The organism is Pseudomonas sp. M30-35, assembly GCF_002163625.1.
Taxonomy (GTDB): domain Bacteria; phylum Pseudomonadota; class Gammaproteobacteria; order Pseudomonadales; family Pseudomonadaceae; genus Aquipseudomonas.
Genome location: NZ_CP020892.1, coordinates 4,664,915 through 4,681,725 on the forward strand (window position 1 = coordinate 4,664,915; position 16,811 = coordinate 4,681,725).

Genomic DNA, 16,811 nt, shown 5'->3' on the forward strand with positions numbered 1-16,811 from the left:
AGGGGCTATTGCCCTTGTTTTAACAGTTCGGCCGCACGCACGGCAAAGTAAGTCAGAATACCGTCAGCGCCTGCACGCTTGAAGCCTGTCAGTGACTCAAGAATGACTGCCTCGCTGAGCCAGCCGTTCTGGATGGCGGCCATGTGCATGGCGTACTCGCCACTGACCTGATAGACAAAGGTCGGCACCTTAAATTCCTGCTTAACGCGCCAGACGATGTCGAGATACGGCATACCCGGTTTAACCATGACCATGTCCGCGCCTTCAGCCAGGTCGGCGGCCACTTCGTGAAGCGCCTCGTCACCGTTAGCCGGATCCATCTGGTAGGTGTTCTTGCTGCCTTTACCTAAGTTAGCAGCTGAGCCCACGGCGTCACGGAATGGGCCGTAATAGGCGCTGGCGTATTTGGCGGAGTAAGCCATGATCCGCACATTGGTATGGTCAGCCAATTCCAGCGCTTCACGGATCGCCTGAATACGCCCGTCCATCATATCCGAAGGCGCAACAACCTGAGCACCGGCATCGGCGTGCGACAACGCTTGCTTGACCAGTGCATCAACGGTGATGTCGTTCTGCACATAACCGTCTGCATCGAGAATGCCGTCTTGACCGTGGGTGGTGAACGGGTCCAATGCCACATCACTGATCACGCCCAGCTCTGGGAAACGCGCACGCAATGCACGAATCGCGCGCTGGGCAATGCCGTCAGGGTTCCACGCTTCACTGCCATCCAGCGATTTTTTCTCAAGCGGCGTGACCGGGAATAAAGCCAAGGCTGGAATGCCCAACTCAACCCACTTTTCAGCCTCTTGCAGCAACAGGTCGATACTCAACCGCTCGACGCCTGGCATCGACGGGATTTGTTCACGACGATTGTCACCATCAAGGACAAAGACCGGCAGAATCAGGTCATCAACACTCAAGCGATTTTCGCGCACCAGGCGCCTGGAAAAATCATCACGACGGTTACGACGCAGGCGTGTGGCGGGGAACAGACGGTGGGCAGGGGTAAAACTCACGACAGGCTCCATAGCCCGTAGCAACGGGCGAGTGTGACAGTTATAAACGAACATTATGACCAATTAATGACAGCCTTCTGCGAACTGCGACTGCGCGTCGCAGTCAAAGCAATCAGGGTCAAAAATGGCGATACCCAGCCTATTCAAGCGAGTGGGCGAGGACGCGAGCAACGATTAATCGAATGATTGTACCCTCCAGCCGTGCGCCGTCGAGCGCAGCCGAGTATTTCCCGAGCAGCGGAAGGGGTAATCTAAGCACCTTCATGCATGGCTGAGACACCTTAATGCTTGAACATTTCATTCATCAGTTCGGTTATGTGGCGCTGGTTGTTGGCACATTTATCGAGGGCGAGGCCTCGGTACTGTTTGGCGCGTACCTCGCCTTGCAAGGTTACTTGAAGATTGAGTGGGTGGCGTTTTTTGCCTTCTGCGGCACCCTGGCGACAGATCAATGGTGGTATTTCCTCGGTCGTCGACACGGACGCACGTTACTAGCAAAGAAACCGAAATGGCAAAAGGCTGGCGACAAAGCGCTGCATCACTTACGGCGCAATACCGACCTGTGGGTTCTGAGTTTTCGTTTTATCTATGGTATGCGCATGGTCATGCCGCTGGCCATCGGCATGACCGGCTACTCATGGCGCCGCTATCTGCTGCTGGACAGCATTGCCGTTGCGGTCTGGTCGATAGGCATTAGCTACGCCGCCTACCACTTGGGCAGCGCGTTGCAGTCGGTGCTCGGCGACTTGCGCCGCTATGAGTTTTACCTGCTGGGCAGCATCGCGGTGATCGGCTTGAGCCTTTGGTTATACTCACGGTGCAAAGCGCGCAACCGCTCTCAATCACCCGAAGCTTAAGCCCGCGATCATTCAGCCAACTAGCTGGCTATCTTCAAGCAATAGCCCGCTCAAGCCGCAACGGCCTGGTCGTTACGCCGCTCAGCCAGCAGCGCGACGCAGCTCAAGGCGCTGTATACCGCCACAAGTAACCACGCCAAACCGCTCATGGGAAACACACCCTGCATGTCTGCCAACCACAGCAGTGGTACATTGAGCCCAAGGCGCACCAGTTCAATACGCACCGCCCAATCACGGCTTTCCAACCATACCCCAATGCAGTAAAGACCAAAGCCAACCCAAATGCAGCCAACCAATAATGCCAGCACACTCAATTGCTCGGCGTTGGCCATTAAGTAACTGCCGCCGAGCACATAAACGCTAAATTGCAGCGCGGCATAGACCTTACGATAAACACTCAGCGGCACATCAAATTTAACAAACTGGCTCAGGTCCGGCTTGGCTTGCGGATACGCAGCGGCAACATCTGCCGGACGCCAGCCCGTGCGCATAAACCATATGCGCAGCTTGTCCCAGATTGACGACGTGCGCTTGGCGTCTTGCCACAGCGCCGCATACACCTGCAGATTGGCCCACAGCGGATTCCAGCTGGCCAATGGCGTGGTCACACCAAACACCACCGGATGTTCGTCGAGTTCTTCTTGAAAGGAACCAAACAAACGATCCCAGAGGATAAATACACCACCGTAGTTACGGTCCATATAAATCTGGTTTTGCGCGTGATGCACGCGGTGGTTTGACGGTGTGATAAATAACCACTCGAACCAGCCCAGCTTAGGGATGTGCCGTGTGTGGACCCAGAACTGATAAAGCAGATTCAACGAAGCCACCGCCAGAAATACCAGCGGCGGCACCCCGATCAGCGCCATCGGCAGGTAAAAAATCCAACCGAAGAGAAACCCTGTGCTGGTCTGACGCAAGGCCGTGGTGAGATTGTATTCTTCACTCTGGTGATGCACCGAATGTGCTGCCCAAAGCACATTGCGCTCGTGGCCCAAACGATGATTCCAGTAGTAACAAAAATCGTATACGACAAAGGCAAACAACCACACCCAAAGACTGTCTGCGGCTAATTCAAACAGGCCAAAATGCTCCCAAGCAACGGTATAGGTGAGTAGACCAATGACTTTGGTCACCAGTCCAACCGTGGTCGACAAGACGCCAGCGCTCATGCTGTTGATCGAGTCAGAAAGCCTGTAGGTACTGACGCCTCGCCACCGATCTGCCAATAGTTCGAGGGCGATCAACACAAAGAAGAATGGCACTGCATATAGAATGTAATTCATATCTCAGCCGTATCGTTATGGTTATCCTGGCGCGAAAGCCTGTAACTAGTTCGCCACAAAAGGTGAACAAAACCGCAACAGACTCTACTATCAAGCGTAATCCAGTCGGACGCTTGATTCGCGGCCGAACAAGCCAAATACAGTGGCAGATGAAGACACAAAACCTGCGCTGATAGCGGGCGAGCGGCCGGCAAAGACAAACATGGTCACATGCAACAACCAGCCGAAATAACAGTCGAAGGTTTATCGCGTGCGTGATTTGGCGCCGCTATATCGACTGTCGCTGCATTCATGGAAAGCCAGCTCGCATTAAATCGTGTTCGCTGGCCCGAAGGGCGAGCGTCAGCGAGTCAAAGATGCGAAAAGCAACCGGGGATTGCGCTCGATTTTACGGGCTGTGAATAAGTCATCTGAACAGATTTTTAACGTAGCATCGGCTGCCTCAGCCATACTAAGCGCAGTAGTTTTTCAGCGGTTTTTAAGGGGAACTCAATGAATAAAAAAGTTGCTGTAATTCTTTCAGGTTGCGGCGTGTATGACGGCGCCGAGATCCACGAAAGCGTAATCACCTTACTGCGCCTGGATCAACGAGGCGCTCAGGTCCAGTGCTTTGCACCGGATGTGCCACAACTGCATGTGGTCGACCACCTGAGCGGCGATGAAACCAGTGAAACGCGCAATGTGTTGGTTGAATCTGCACGCATCGCCCGTGGCGAAATCAAAAATGTCCATGAGTTGAGCGCTGACAACTTCGACGCGCTCATCATACCTGGCGGTTTTGGTGCAGCTAAAAACCTATCGGACTTTGCTGTCGCTGGCGCCAGTTGCACAGTGCAACCTGACGTATTGAAGGCTGTGCAGAGCTTTGTCACAGCGAACAAACCCGTTGGCTTGATGTGTATCGCTCCAGCCATGGCTGCGCGCTTCTTCGGCGAAGGCGTCAATTGTACCATCGGCAACGATCCAGACACCGCCAGCGCGATGACTGCGATGGGTGCAATTCATCACGACTGCGAGGTCAGTGAAATATTTGTAGACGAGACCCGCAAGCTGGTCACAACACCTGCTTATATGCTTGCGCAGTCGATAAGCGAAGCCGCATCTGGCATCTACAAGCTTGTTGACCGGGTGCTGGAGATGACCCACAAGTAGGCTGTTTGTAGCTCAGCCACTTTATTGCAGGGTTATCTGGCCAATGAGCGCGGCACTCCCGCCGCGCCTCTGGTCAAAACCCGCGCACTACGCCAGCGTGGGCAAAACCCCACGTAAGCAATCAATCATGACCCACGCGGCCTTTACTCTGACTGACGAAATGAATCAGGCGATCAGCGCCTTCTTCCAACGCATCCCGTTTAACCAGTCGCTGGGCATCACCATCGACCACCTTTCAACAGAGTCAGTGCGCATGAGCCTGCCGATGAAGCCTGAGCTGATCGGCAACTTCGTCCACGGCATTCTTCACGGTGGCGTTATCGCGACCATCCTTGATGTATCAGGCGGCGCGATGGCGTTGATTGGAGCATTTGAACGCCATCAACACCTCGACAGCAACGAGCGCATGGCCCGCCTGTCAAAACTGGGCACCATCGACTTGCGCATCGACTATCTGCGACCGGGACGCGGCCAGAGTTTTACCGCGAACGCAGTCATGCTGCGCTCTGGCAACAAAGTCGCGGTTGTTCGCAGCGAATTACACAGCGATGACGGCACCCTGATTGCTGTCGGCACCGGCACCTATCTATGCGGCTGAAGCTTTACGTTATGCGGCTGAAGCTCTACGCCAATCCAATGCCGCTCAGACTCGGGTTAAACGTGTGAGGATGCGGTCGAGCGAGTTGGCAAAGTGCTGGCGGTCCTTGTCTGAATAAGCCCCCTGCCCGCCGCCCACCTGGCCTTGCTCACGCAGGTCTGTGAACAAATTACGCACGGCCAGACGCTCGCCCATATTGCGCTCATCAAACTCTTTACCGCGCGGATCGAGCGCCGCCACGCCCTTTTTGACCAAACGGTCTGCGAGCGGCACGTCGCTGCAAATCACCAGTTCACCGGGCACTGCGTGCTCAACCAAATAATCATCGGCGGCATCCGGCCCGCTCGGCACCACGATCAGGCGCACGCAAGCAAAGTTAGGGCGCGGCTGGGCTTGCCCCGCAACCAGCACCACTTCAAAGCCGCGCTTCAGAGCGAACTTCACCACTTGATCACGCGCAGCTCTCGGGCAGGCATCTGCATCTATCCATACACGGGTCATGCAGGTTTTCCTAATGGGTTGGAGCACGCATTAAAAAACCCGGCGAGCACAATGGCAAGCCGGGTTTGTTTTTAGCCTCTGGCGTTACTCAGCGCTAACCGTCGCACGCTGACGCTCATTCAACCAACTGCGACCGTAAAGCAATGCGATCGCAATTAACGCCGCCGCTTGGGCACTGAGGCTGTAGGCGTCTGGGTGGATACCCAACCAATCAAACTCGAAGAAGTTGACCGGGCGCGTACCGATCACACCCGCTTCTTGCAAGGCTGCCACACCGTGGCCAGCAAACACTACTGAGAGTACGCACAGCAGAATCGCATTGACCGTGAAGAAGGTAGCCAATGGCAGCTTGCGCGAACCCCGCAGAATCACCCAGGCAACGCCCAACAACAGCACTAACGCAACACCTGCACCGGCGATGACCATGTTGTGGCCTGCGGGCCCGGCCTGCAGCCACAGGGTTTCGTAGAACAGAATCACCTCAAACAGCTCGCGGTAGACCGAGAAGAACGCCAGCAGGGCAAAACCGAAACGGCCACCGCCGCCAACCATGCTGCTCTTGATATAACTCTGCCAAGCAGCCGCATGCCGCCGATCGTGCATCCACACACCAAGCCACAGCACCATGACGCTGGCAAACAACGCCGTTGCGCCTTCGAGCAACTCACGCTGCGCACCGCTGACATCAATCAAGTAGGCCGCCAAGGCCCAAGTGCCGAAACCTGCCAGAAGAGCCAAGCCCCAACCAACATGCACGCTGCGCACGGCTTTTTCCTGACCGGTGTTACGCAGGAATGCCAGGATCGCCGCTAGAACCAGAATGGCTTCAAGGCCTTCACGCAGCAAAATCAACAGACTGGAAATAAAGGTCAGTGACGCTGACATACCATCGCCACTGTCGAGCAACGCGGCTGACTTATTGAGCTCAACCTTTGCGTGCTCCAGACGTTGCGCCGCCTCGCCTACAGAAAGGCTGTCCTGCAACGCCTGACGATAAGCCATCAGCGACTTTTCAGTGGTCTTGCGCTGCACCGAATCAATGTTGTCTAGCGCACTCTCAACCAGCTCGAAGCCTTCAAGGTAAGCACCAACTGAAAGATCGTATGCCTGCTCCTTATCACCCTCGCGATACGCCTTGAGGCTTTTTTCCAGGGTCTGCTCGGTGTGGCTAATCAGCTGCGCGGCACCGCGCCTCTCAACCGGAGGAACGGCACGCTGGGCACGGAACAATGCAGCCGCCTCTTTGCCTTGAGCTGACTCCACTTCGGCAGGGGTTTGCTCAGCCAGACTGGCGATACCGAACGACTTGCCCTTGAGCGATGAGTCTGCGGTAAAACTGGCAATGTAGCTGGCCAAGTCCCAGCGTTGGCGATCATCGAGTTGATCAGCAAATGCCGCCATGTCAGTACCGTCGATACCTAAACCGATGGTGTTGTAGATGTCATAAAGACTCAGGTGATCCATTCGCGCTGCATTGCGCAGGTTGGCCGGTGGCGGCTCAAGACCAATACCGGCCGGGCCATCGCCAGCACCTGTAGCGCCGTGGCACACCGAGCAGTTCTGCGCGAACAGTGGCTCGCCGCGCGTGGGGTCTGGGGTGATAGATGGCGCCTGACTCACTTCATAGCTGCTTGCCAGCAATGCTGCCAACTGCCGCGCTTGCAGTGTTACCACCGAGCCTTCGTCACGTTGTTCAATGTGTTTGCGCAAACTGGCAACGCCCGTTTCCAAGCGATCACGATTTTCGTTGGCCGGCAGGGCCACGATTAAACCTTGAAGTACGCCAAGAAACTCCAGCTGCTCTTGGTATTCACCAGCATCAATAACTTTACCGCTGGCTACTGTCGCGGGGTAATCCGCCCCCAGGTACCCCAGCATATGTAATGCCTGGGCCGCTCCATCGGTTGGCTCGGCCAAGGCTGATAGGCTAAAAAACGCCATCAACGGCACCAATAGCCAAGTAAAAATACGACGTTGAAGGTGCATATGGGACTCAATGTCAAATACAAATGTGTGTCATTATATTGTTGTCCTCCTAACGATTTTTCTCAACCCCTGAATGGCGGATGACGGGCGACTATTTGTCGCAAACAGTCGAGATTACAAGTCGTGGGTACTTCTAGATCCGCGAGCATAGATCCGCGAGCAAACCTTCGAATGGCAATGCCGGCGGCGCACGTTGTGACACCTCGCTAGAGGGCGTTGAGCAATAGCCAAATCGACAATATCTTGTTTTGCGCTAAGCCGTTTAGCACCAACTGGTGTTGATAGGCATCGGCCAACAGGCACGATTAAGCGCCTAGCCTACGGGCAACAGGCTAGTTTTTTGCAGATTAAGTTGAGGGTGTCGGCTGGGAACTAGCCGCTATAAAATGGCTTGCAACTTTGGCGCAACGACTCTGAAAGCGGATCGTCTGAAAGCACTAGCAAATCCAGCTCGACATCTTCCGGTAGCATCTCGGCGACAGCCGCTGCCAGACGCCGCTGTGCAGCAATCCCGACCGGGCTGATAGCGAGTAACAAGCGAGGAGACTGGGTATCACCCGGCGTGCGCAAGGCGGCGAAATAAGCCTGGGTAATCGCCAACTCTGCACAGGTCGCAATAAGGGCATTTTCTAGGGGCGGCAAGCTTAATGCAGCGATAGTTAAACGTGGTTTTTGCTCAGTGACATCTGGCTCAACTAATGGGCGCGGCATGCTGTTACTCAGTCAAATTAATATAGACCAAAGCCTTCCAAGAGCGCTAACACCCTCAGATTTAGGAACGATCGTACCACATCAAACGGCGGCGCGACGAACCGTTGCCAACAAGCTTGCAGCCCCCACAAAAAGAACCGCAAAGCTGCGGTTCATAAACCGCTGCTGGCGTGGCGTGCGCAACATGCGCAGGACCCGTGAAGCAAGCCCTGTGTAACCCGCCATTACAATCAGATCGACAAAAATCATAGTCACCCCCATCACCGCATATTGCGCCACCAACGGCTCATGTGGGTTCAAAAACTGGGGCAGCACGGCGAGCATGAAGACGATGGCTTTAGGGTTGCTGAAGTTGACCAGGAAACCACGCAGGACCAAGGTCAACGGTCGCCCGGTTGGGCGCTCTGACGATTCGGCACTAAGGTCGCTTGGCAGCGCCCGCCATTGCCGATATGCAAGGTAGACCAGATAGAAAACGCCAAACCATTTGATCAGGCTGAACGCTAAGGCTGAGGTCGCGAGAATCGCCCCAACCCCGGCCGCAACAATGACGATTTGCAGGGCCAAACCAATCTGCAGGCCAAGCGCATTCCAGTAGCCGCGCCAGAAGCCGTACTGCAGGCCAGCCGACATGGAGGCGATAGCACCAGCGCCCGGCGAGAGACTAATGATCCAGCACGCCACAAAAAAAGCCAGCCAGGTTTCCAGCGCCATGACCCTGTCTCCGCACACATAAAGAAGGCTAGCCAGTAGCCTACCCTTTTCCTCTAAAACCGCCCAGCCTCGACGGCACTATAATTGCCCTGACGCGAGCCTAGTCCAATGGGCGCTTATGAAGCTTCTTCAAGCTGCTTCTGCAAAGACTCAAGCGTTTCCAAGGCGTCCATCCAGCGTTCTTCGAGATCCGCCTCAAGACTCTTGAGCTTGGCTTGCTCGGCCAGCAGGTCGCGTAACTCATCTTTACGCGCCGCTTCATAAATCGCCGCGTCACCGAGCTTGCCTTCAACCGCTGCAAGCTTGTCGTGCAGCTGACCTAATTGTTTCTCCAGCGAGTCGGCTTCGCGCTTGTGCGGCGCCAACTGTTGACGCAATGCGGCGGCGGCCTGACGTTGCGCACGCTTGTCAGTTCGGTCCACACCCGCGTCAGTGCGCGCTGTGGCTACCGGCGCTTGGCGAGCACGGTAATCAACCAACCAGCGGGTATAGTCTTCAAGGTCGCCATCAAATACACGCATGCCGCCATCCGCCACCAACAAGAACTCGTCGGTGGTGCTTTTCAGCAAATGACGATCGTGCGAGACCACAACCACGGCGCCGGTAAATTCTTGCAGGGCCATGGTCAACGCCAGGCGCATTTCCAGATCGAGGTGGTTGGTTGGTTCATCGAGCAGCAGCAAGTTGGGCTTGCCCCACGCGATCAATGCCAGCGCCAATCGAGCCTTTTCGCCGCCGGAGAAGTTCTTTACCGGCTCGTCACAGCGCGGGCCTCTGAAGTCAAATCCACCGAGAAAATCACGCAACGTTTGTTCACGCTCGGTTGGCGCTACACGCTGGAAATGTAAAAGCGGGCTGGCTTTGTCGTCTAACGCATCAAGCTGATGCTGGGCAAAATAGCCTACAACCAGATTCTCTCCACGCTGCAAGTGACCCGAGATTGGTTGCAGTTCATTGGCCAGGTTTTTAATCAGTGTCGATTTACCTGCGCCATTGGGCCCTAACAAACCAATACGCGCACCCGGTGCGAGATTGAGCTTCACATTCTGCAGAATTACCGTGTCGCCATAACCGAGACGCGCATCATCGAGATCCAGCAACGGACTGGAAATCTTATCGGCTTCGCGAAAGCTGAAGTCGAAAGGTGAATCAACATGGGCCGGAGCCAGCTCTTCAAGTCGCTCCAGAGCCTTGATCCGGCTCTGCGCCTGACGCGCCTTGGTGGCTTGAGCCTTAAAGCGGGCGATGTATTTTTCCATGTGCGCGCGCTGCGCCTGCTGCTTCTCGAACGCTTGTTGTTGCTGGGCCATACGCTCGGCACGGGTGCGTTCGAATGCTGAGTACCCGCCGCGATACAGCGTGAGCTTTTGTTGATCAAGATGAGCAACGTGGTCAACCACCGCATCGAGAAAATCGCGGTCGTGAGAAATCAACAGCATGGTGCCGGGATAGCTTTTCAGCCAGCCTTCAAGCCACAAGATTGCATCGAGATCGAGGTGGTTGGTTGGCTCATCGAGCAGCAACAGGTCGGAAGGACACATCAACGCCTGAGCCAGGTTCAGGCGCATACGCCAGCCACCGGAAAAATCGCCAACTTGACGATCCATCTGGGCATTATCGAAACCCAGCCCAGCGAGCAGTTTGCGTGCGCGAGCCTCTGCGGTATAACCGTCAAGGCTATCGAGCGCCGTATGCAGGCGCGCAACCGCTGCTCCGTCCTGCTCAGCTTCAGCCACGGCCAACTCAGCTTGCACCTGACGCAGATGTACGTCACCGTCGAGCACATAATCGACCGCGATGCGTTCAAGAACGTCGACCTCTTGGCGCATATGGGCGATGCGCCAGTCAGCGGGCAACAGACAGTCCCCTGAGTCGGCACTCAGCTCGCCACGCAGCAAGGCAAACAGGCTGGATTTACCGGCGCCATTGGCACCGATCAGACCGGCTTTGTGACCGGCGTGCAGGGTCATCTCAGCGTCTTCTAGCAAACGTTGAGGGCCGCGCTGTAATGTAAGGTTCAAGAGTCGAATCATAATGGCGGCGGAGTCTATCAGAGTCCTTCGCGACAATCCCGGAAAGCACTATGTCCTCTGATCTGTGGCGATTCGCCGAAAGCTTTTATCAACGCCCCGAAGTCGAGCAGGCCTGCTTAACCCTACAAGGCTTGGGCAGCGACGTGTGCTTACTGCTTTGCGCAGCATGGCTGGGCAAGCGTGGCGTTAGCTACAACCCTGAGCATGCGGAGAAAATGCGCTTGCTCGCGCGCCCATGGCAACACGGAGTTGTGACGGCTCTGCGTCAGCTGCGTCAGGATTGGCGCACAGCGGCTAACCACGACAGCGAGCTGGCGTTGCTACGTGAGCAAGTCAAGCGTCTGGAGATTGAGGCAGAACGAATACAGCTGCAACGCTTGGCCGCGTTGACGGTGGGCTGGCAGGATGGTCCCGAAGAAACGCTAACGGCTTGGCTGCAAGGCCTGGCGCCCGTACTTAACGAGACAGGCCGCGACGCGCTGGAACAACTGCACATCGCGGCCCAATATCGCTAACAGCTTAAGACTCAGTTGCAGGCTTCGCAGCTGGCGTCGTCACGCTGGCAGGTGTTGCGGCAGCTGATGCGGCAGGAGCAGGAGCTGGGGTCGCCGCTGCCGGAGTTGCAGGTTTTGCCGCTGGTTTTGCTGCTGGCTTAACGGCTGGCTTGCGGGCTACTGGTTTAGCCGCAGGTTTGGCGGCTGGCTTAGCGGCTGGCTTGGCAGCAGCTGGCTTGGCCGCTGGTTTCGCAGCAGGTGCTTTTGCCGCAGGAGCCTTGCTTGCAGGCGCCTTAGTTGCGGCCGGCTTTGCAGCAGCGGGTTTACGCGCAGCCGGCTTGGCTGCGGGCTTGGCAGCAGGTTTTGCGGCTGTAGTTTTAGCCGCTGGCTTGGCCGCAGCAGCGCGAGCTGGGGTCGGTTTTGCAGCAGCCGGTTTACGAGCTGCAGTGGCACGCGGTGCGGGCTTGGCAGCAGGTTTGGCGGCTGGAGCTTTAGCTGCAGCAGGTTTAGCCGCTGCGGGCTTCTTCGCTACCGGTCTGGCTGCAGGTTTAGCTGCTGTGGTTTTAGCCGCCGGCTTTGCAGCAGCACGTGCAGGTGCTGGTTTAGCGGCTGCCGGCGTCCGGGCTCCCGGTTTGCGTGCGGCAGGAGTACGGGCTACCGGCTTACGGGCTACCGGTTTTGCCGCTGTCTTGGCGGGTGCAGCTTTAACGACCACTGGTTTGGCGTCGCGGCTAGCAATCGCTTTGCTCGCAGCTTCTTTAACTTTGCCCACACCTTGAGCCAGTTTCAGGCTTTCCTGAGCATCACGCTTCAGCTTGACGATGTAGCCACGCGTTTCTGTCTGGCGATCTTTCAACGCATCCAACAGGTCCTCAAGCTCAGCAACGCTGGCTTTGGCTTTTTTCTGTGCTTTGTTTTTGCCCGCGTTGGCTGCGTCTTCTAACTTGCCACGCGCTTTGTGCAACTTTTCTTGGGCAGTGCCGCGTTGCTTCTCAAGCTTGGCGAGCAGTTTTTCTGCATCAACCAAGGCTTTGCTGCAAGCATCTTCCAAGAGCTCCATTAAGCTACCGGAAAGTTGCTGAAGTAGGTGCAACGGGGTCGAAACCGATTTTTTGTTTGCGCTCTTTTTCGCCGACATGGCTCGCCTCCTGGCGGTTGTTGATGAGCCCATACTAGACGCCTGACTGCACAGTCGCTAGTTATCTGCTCATTTGTTGAATTATTGGCGAAAATATTTCCACGTATGATCAACCACTTTACGCACTGAAACGGCCAATAATCGGACCTGACTTATTCTGACCAGCAATTCAACAGAATGTGCCGCAAGTCGTTCAAGCTGATACCACAGACAACAAAACAGCCCGGCACAGTCAGCCCATGCAGGCACCACAACGTATCTTTCAATGGAAAATTATCATCGCTGAATGCGAAAGATAGGACGCGGCTAAAAACACAGATTAAAAAATGTCTTCAGCGCTAAGCTGCACGGAATCGAGCAACTGGATGCAGCGTTTAACAGGTGTGTTGAGCCTGGTTGCTCACACACCTATCAAAGCGCCAACGATCAATTAGCCACAGCGCTTAAACCGCTGCAGTCGATTGCTCTTGATGTGCATTGTGCAACACTTCAATCAAGCAATCTTCGAGCTCGAAACGCTCGTGAAGCAATTGGCCCAATCGATTCAGTTCCGCAACCAGTGAAGCATTATCACGGCAGTCACCATTGTCACAACGGTCGTTAAACGACAGCGCAACCTCAGTGATGACGTCAATGCGTGGCCAGATTTGCTTGGCGAGTTCAAGGCCGCGCTCATCACCAAAAGCTTTAGCTTCATTGGTGAGTTGCTCATAGACCTCAAAGTGGCCTGCTGAAACGTAATCGACCAAAACCTCGCAGAACTTTTGCACAGCAGGTTCATTGGTGCTCGTAGCGGTGGTCGGCGCACTGGCTGCAGAATATGCCAAAACCAACTCTTCGCGTTCCTTGAGCCAACGATCAATCAGTAGGTGGACACCACCCCATCGTTCCTGAGCGTTCTGACAACTATCGAGCATGATGACCTCACTCCCCTTATCGGTTTCTCTGTTATACGCCCGATTAGAGACACTTTCCTAACAATCGGCTTATTCAATTTGCGACTGGAACCCTAAACGACGGGTGCCAACTGTTCTTGTAAAAGCCAGAGTATGCTCCCCGCCAATCGCCATCAAGGCACTCTGCCGAGAAAATTTCATACGGGCGTTTAATCTGTGTCCCGCGCAAAGCAGGGCTTACAGCTTAAGACTGGGGAGTTGATCGCTGTGCAGCCGCAAGACTGCACAACTGCATAAGCAGAGACTGACTTTGTGACAAACCCAAAAAGGCTTAGGAGAAGATTTACCCGCGGCGAAATAACTGCAGCAAAGAAAAGATGATCATCGCGATGAATGCCAACAGGCTCCATTCAGGAATGCTCATGCCAAACAGGGTCCAGTTGACCTCGGCACAGTCAGCAGAACCGTGTAATACCACGCGGATAATTTCCTGGAACGGCAGCGCGTTCATCATGTATTCAAGGCTGGGCAAGCAAGCCGGTAACTGGTCAGCCGGAACGCTTTGCAGCCAGATTTGGCGGGCCGCAGTGCCTGCACCGATCAAGGCGCTGAACAAAGCGAGGCCAGCATATATTCGCCGACCGATGCGCCCCGGGCCATGGATGGCGGCAATCAGGCAGAACAGCGCAAAAGCAATCACCGCGATACGCTGCAGAATACACAGCGGGCAAGGTTCCAAGCCAACAACATGCTCAAGATAGAGCGCACCGCCCATCAAGGCGACACAACCAAGGAAGGCGAGCAAAAATAGACTACGTGGGCTAGCCAAGTGCATGGTGGCTCCGAAGGATCATGACAAAGGCGCCTACGGTAGTAGAAAGCACCTAAGCGTTTCAAGGTAAAAGCGCGCTCTAGCGCAACTGACTGTCTCTTAACGGCAACCGCACGTCGGCTGAAGCGCGAACTAAACTACCTGCTAATCAAATCAAAACCAATAAAAAGCCCTTGCAAGCAAGGGCTTTTAACCGCGTGCGCGTTTAACCGTGAGTGTGAGTCGCTACGGGTAAAGCACTGAGTCGCTGATCAAGCAGACCCAAACCTTCCTGGAACAGTTGATTGCTGCGCTCAACATCACCCAACTGCGCCAGCAAGCGTGCCAGCTCGGCGCAGGTTTCTGGATGACGCTGGAAGCGCAGACTGGCGTCGAAGTATTCCTTGGCCTTGCCCCACAGTTGGTTGTGCTCGCAGATGCGCCCCAATGTAAGGAGCAGGTCAGCGTCAGTCGGGTGAGCCTTTAGCCAGCTCTCAGCAGTCTGTAGCTGGCGCGCACCATCGCTGCTGCGCAACAAGCCATAGAGACGCACTAAACGGCTGTCATAGTTACGCTTCAACGCTGCCCGCAATATGGCTTCTGCGTCCTCTTCACTGCCCAGTTGGCGCAACTGCTCGGCATACATTGCCACTAGCATCGGCTCTTGCTGCTGCGCAGCAGAAAGCTGCTTCCAGGCTTTATTCAGATTAGTCAGCGCGGCTTCATGGCCGCCCTCTTCACTGGCCGCCGCTGTGGCCAAGCGACCACGCCAAGCTTTGAGCTCAAGATCAGCCAAGGCCTCACCGCTGAGCATCTTTTCTTTACGTACAGTCGACAAGATACCAAGCAATGCTGACCAATCCTGATTACGCACATACAACTGCTGCAATTGCTTCAACACTTGTTGATTGCTCGGATGCCGCTCATGCATCACCTGCAGCGTTTCCAGCGCAGCGCCTAACTCACCGCGAGCTTGCTGAAACTCGGCATGACTCAGTGCCACAGCAAGTTCCGCTTGCGGCTGACGCTCAAGTGCGCGCTCAAGCAGCGCATCGCATTCTTCCTTCTGGCCCAGTTCGTGAGCCGCACGGGCAGCGCCAAGGTAATACATCAGCGGCAGTGGTTCAGCCTCAGCGGCTTTACGTAAATGGCGTAGCGCAGCTGACCAGCGTCCTTCAACCAGATCAACAAAACCTTGTTCGGAGGCCAATCGCACACGACGATTGTGGTGCAGACGTGACCATGGGTTAACCAGTCGCCCAGAGGTTACCAACAAACGCAGCAGCAGGCGCAACAGGTAGACAATCAGCCAGATCGCCGCGATCAACGCGAGGAAGATCCATAGGCTGGATTCATACCGAAAGCTCTTGTAGGCCAGCAGTACATAACCTTTGTGCTCAGCAATTGAGTAGCCAAGCAGAGCCAGCCCGCCAGCAACCAGCAGAATTAATATCAGCAGGGAAGCGCGTTTCATTGAGCCGCCTCCTCCGTCGCTGGCTTATCTGCAACCGGTGCATCTTTCAGGCGCTCACGAGCCGATTGCTTTTGCTCGATATAAGCCTGCATGGCGTTGATTGAGTTGGTTAGATCCGGTGCTTTGACTTCAATGCTTTGATCAATCAACTCGCCCACGCGCGCGCGCAAGGCACGGCTGCTTGGGTTGTCTTTATTGAAGTTGCCATCGAGTACGTCAGCCGCCTGAGTCAGCGCCTGTTTGTACACTGCAGTCTGGCCATGCAAGGCCGCCCATTGCGCCTGCTCCAGCGCCAGGCTCAAAGCCAGGCGAACCTGAGTCAGGCTTTGGCCAGCCAGGAGTGGACGAATATTCTGATCGGCATTGAAGTCCAGGCGCACGTACTGCCCAGCGGTTTGCAGAACACCGGCCCACCAGCCTTCACCATAGTTTTCCTCAGCCAATTGACCGAGCACCCCGCCGTCATCTTTAAAAGATGGGTTCAACGCATTGAGCTGCATGCCCTGATCGCGCAAGGCGCCGAGTTGCAAGAACAGGCCGGTGCGATCCGGATTGGGCGTAGTCAGTAGCGCTTCAAGACTTTTCGCCAACTGCTCACGAACTGCGTAGGCGGCCGGGTCATCCTGATCGCGGACGATTTCATCAGCAGTACGCACCAACGCCGTTGCGCTGTTGATATCTTGCAGCGCCGACAACCGCAGGCTTGCCAAGCGCAGCAAATGCTCGGCCTCAGCTAAGCGCCATTCCTGACGGCTCGCGCCGAGCACGGTTTCAAGGCGCTTGTTGAGCAACTGCTGATCGCCCTGCAACTGCAGCACCAGGCGCCGACGCTCATCCAATTCATCCGGGGGTGGCAGCGACTGCAAACGGCTGTCGAGGCTCTTGGCCTGCTGAGAAAGCGCTGCAGCCTGAGCTTGGGTTTGTTCAAGTTGAGCCACTTGTTGCTGCTCGTTTGTTTGCAACATGCGCAGTTGCCAGACACCCCAGCCGCCAATAGCAATGCCAGTGGCGCCCAGCAATAAGGCGATTAACGCGAGGCCATTACCGCTTGACGATTTCGCACGCTCTGGCGCTTTAGTCGTTGGCTTGGGTGCATCCTGCACAGGCTGCTCTTTCGGGGAAGTCGCTTCGCTCACGTATC

At 55.6% G+C, this 16,811-nt stretch carries 16 protein-coding genes; 4 read left to right on the forward strand and 12 right to left on the reverse strand.

Annotated elements, in window-relative coordinates; translation table 11 throughout:
• Positions 1 to 5 precede the first annotated feature (5 nt).
• Entirely contained in the window at positions 6 to 1,019 is a 1,014-nt protein-coding gene (hemB, locus tag B9K09_RS21330) for a porphobilinogen synthase (RefSeq protein WP_087518692.1), read from the reverse strand.
• 284 nt (positions 1,020 to 1,303) lie between these two features.
• Here hemB and B9K09_RS21335 point away from each other — a divergent pair, with 284 nt between their 5' ends.
• Positions 1,304 to 1,876: a DedA family protein gene (locus tag B9K09_RS21335; protein WP_087518693.1), complete on the forward strand. Its 573-nt coding sequence runs from the start codon at positions 1,304 to 1,306 to the stop codon at positions 1,874 to 1,876.
• Between the two features lie 50 nt (positions 1,877 to 1,926).
• Here B9K09_RS21335 and B9K09_RS21340 read toward each other — a convergent pair whose 3' ends face one another.
• On the reverse strand, positions 1,927 to 3,162 hold the full coding sequence (locus tag B9K09_RS21340) for a sterol desaturase family protein (protein WP_087518694.1): 1,236 nt from the start codon (positions 3,160 to 3,162) through the stop codon (positions 1,927 to 1,929).
• A 492-nt stretch (positions 3,163 to 3,654) separates the two neighbouring features.
• Between B9K09_RS21340 and elbB the strand changes: the two genes are divergently transcribed.
• Both elbB and B9K09_RS21350 read left to right on the forward strand, forming a co-directional pair.
• Entirely contained in the window at positions 3,655 to 4,314 is a 660-nt protein-coding gene (gene elbB, locus B9K09_RS21345; protein ID WP_087518695.1) for an isoprenoid biosynthesis glyoxalase ElbB, read from the forward strand.
• 127 nt (positions 4,315 to 4,441) lie between these two features.
• Positions 4,442 to 4,912 (forward strand): thioesterase family protein, encoded by a 471-nt coding sequence (locus B9K09_RS21350; RefSeq protein ID WP_087519231.1) that lies wholly within the window; start codon positions 4,442 to 4,444, stop codon positions 4,910 to 4,912.
• Positions 4,913 to 4,957: 45 nt separating this feature from the next.
• Here B9K09_RS21350 and B9K09_RS21355 read toward each other — a convergent pair whose 3' ends face one another.
• From B9K09_RS21355 to abc-f, 5 genes are all read right to left on the reverse strand, one after another.
• Positions 4,958 to 5,413 carry a YaiI/YqxD family protein gene (locus B9K09_RS21355; protein ID WP_087518696.1) on the reverse strand — a complete coding sequence of 152 codons (456 nt, stop codon included), beginning with the start codon at positions 5,411 to 5,413 and terminating at the stop codon, positions 4,958 to 4,960.
• Between the two features lie 84 nt (positions 5,414 to 5,497).
• A complete protein-coding gene (locus B9K09_RS21360; protein ID WP_087518697.1) occupies positions 5,498 to 7,399 on the reverse strand; it encodes a cytochrome c/FTR1 family iron permease in 1,902 nt (633 codons plus the stop codon).
• A 372-nt stretch (positions 7,400 to 7,771) separates the two neighbouring features.
• Positions 7,772 to 8,110 carry an enhanced serine sensitivity protein SseB C-terminal domain-containing protein gene (locus B9K09_RS21365; protein WP_087518698.1) on the reverse strand — a complete coding sequence of 113 codons (339 nt, stop codon included), beginning with the start codon at positions 8,108 to 8,110 and terminating at the stop codon, positions 7,772 to 7,774.
• An 81-nt stretch (positions 8,111 to 8,191) separates the two neighbouring features.
• Positions 8,192 to 8,824 (reverse strand): homoserine/homoserine lactone efflux protein, encoded by a 633-nt coding sequence (gene rhtB, locus B9K09_RS21370; protein WP_087518699.1) that lies wholly within the window; start codon positions 8,822 to 8,824, stop codon positions 8,192 to 8,194.
• Between the two features lie 116 nt (positions 8,825 to 8,940).
• Positions 8,941 to 10,857 carry a ribosomal protection-like ABC-F family protein gene (gene abc-f, locus B9K09_RS21375; protein ID WP_087518700.1) on the reverse strand — a complete coding sequence of 639 codons (1,917 nt, stop codon included), beginning with the start codon at positions 10,855 to 10,857 and terminating at the stop codon, positions 8,941 to 8,943.
• Positions 10,858 to 10,907: 50 nt separating this feature from the next.
• Here abc-f and B9K09_RS21380 point away from each other — a divergent pair, with 50 nt between their 5' ends.
• Complete coding sequence (locus tag B9K09_RS21380) at positions 10,908 to 11,372, forward strand: TIGR02444 family protein (protein ID WP_087518701.1); 465 nt, start codon at positions 10,908 to 10,910, stop codon at positions 11,370 to 11,372.
• Between the two features lie 4 nt (positions 11,373 to 11,376).
• Here B9K09_RS21380 and B9K09_RS21385 read toward each other — a convergent pair whose 3' ends face one another.
• The 5 genes from B9K09_RS21385 to B9K09_RS21405 form a co-directional block, all read right to left on the reverse strand.
• On the reverse strand, positions 11,377 to 12,489 hold the full coding sequence (locus B9K09_RS21385; protein ID WP_087518702.1) for an AlgP family protein: 1,113 nt from the start codon (positions 12,487 to 12,489) through the stop codon (positions 11,377 to 11,379).
• A 443-nt stretch (positions 12,490 to 12,932) separates the two neighbouring features.
• Positions 12,933 to 13,406, reverse strand: coding sequence for a sigma D regulator (gene rsd / locus B9K09_RS21390; protein ID WP_087518703.1), 474 nt, complete (start codon positions 13,404 to 13,406; stop codon positions 12,933 to 12,935).
• A 322-nt stretch (positions 13,407 to 13,728) separates the two neighbouring features.
• The gene (locus tag B9K09_RS21395; RefSeq protein ID WP_087518704.1) at positions 13,729 to 14,220 is read right to left on the reverse strand and encodes a disulfide bond formation protein B; all 492 of its coding nucleotides are present in this window, start codon (positions 14,218 to 14,220) and stop codon (positions 13,729 to 13,731) included.
• Between the two features lie 202 nt (positions 14,221 to 14,422).
• Positions 14,423 to 15,670, reverse strand: a complete 1,248-nt coding sequence (locus B9K09_RS21400; protein WP_087518705.1) for a heme biosynthesis HemY N-terminal domain-containing protein — start codon at positions 15,668 to 15,670, stop codon at positions 14,423 to 14,425.
• Entirely contained in the window at positions 15,667 to 16,806 is a 1,140-nt protein-coding gene (locus B9K09_RS21405) for a uroporphyrinogen-III C-methyltransferase (protein ID WP_087518706.1), read from the reverse strand. Before B9K09_RS21405 ends, B9K09_RS21400 begins: the two co-directional genes overlap by 4 nt.
• Positions 16,807 to 16,811 lie beyond the last annotated feature (5 nt).

Coding starts and splice junctions, on each gene's coding strand:
- B9K09_RS21350 (WP_087519231.1), top strand. CDS start 4,442: ATGACCCACGCGGCCTTTACTCTGACTGACGAAATGAATCAGGCGATC.
- B9K09_RS21400 (WP_087518705.1), bottom strand. CDS start 15,670: ATGAAACGCGCTTCCCTGCTGATATTAATTCTGCTGGTTGCTGGCGGG.
- B9K09_RS21355 (WP_087518696.1), bottom strand. CDS start 5,413: ATGACCCGTGTATGGATAGATGCAGATGCCTGCCCGAGAGCTGCGCGT.
- B9K09_RS21385 (WP_087518702.1), bottom strand. CDS start 12,489: ATGTCGGCGAAAAAGAGCGCAAACAAAAAATCGGTTTCGACCCCGTTG.
- B9K09_RS21395 (WP_087518704.1), bottom strand. CDS start 14,220: ATGCACTTGGCTAGCCCACGTAGTCTATTTTTGCTCGCCTTCCTTGGT.
- B9K09_RS21380 (WP_087518701.1), top strand. CDS start 10,908: ATGTCCTCTGATCTGTGGCGATTCGCCGAAAGCTTTTATCAACGCCCC.
- rhtB (WP_087518699.1), bottom strand. CDS start 8,824: ATGGCGCTGGAAACCTGGCTGGCTTTTTTTGTGGCGTGCTGGATCATT.
- elbB (WP_087518695.1), top strand. CDS start 3,655: ATGAATAAAAAAGTTGCTGTAATTCTTTCAGGTTGCGGCGTGTATGAC.
- B9K09_RS21365 (WP_087518698.1), bottom strand. CDS start 8,110: ATGCCGCGCCCATTAGTTGAGCCAGATGTCACTGAGCAAAAACCACGT.
- B9K09_RS21335 (WP_087518693.1), top strand. CDS start 1,304: ATGCTTGAACATTTCATTCATCAGTTCGGTTATGTGGCGCTGGTTGTT.
- rsd (WP_087518703.1), bottom strand. CDS start 13,406: ATGCTCGATAGTTGTCAGAACGCTCAGGAACGATGGGGTGGTGTCCAC.
- abc-f (WP_087518700.1), bottom strand. CDS start 10,857: ATGATTCGACTCTTGAACCTTACATTACAGCGCGGCCCTCAACGTTTG.
- B9K09_RS21360 (WP_087518697.1), bottom strand. CDS start 7,399: ATGCACCTTCAACGTCGTATTTTTACTTGGCTATTGGTGCCGTTGATG.
- B9K09_RS21340 (WP_087518694.1), bottom strand. CDS start 3,162: ATGAATTACATTCTATATGCAGTGCCATTCTTCTTTGTGTTGATCGCC.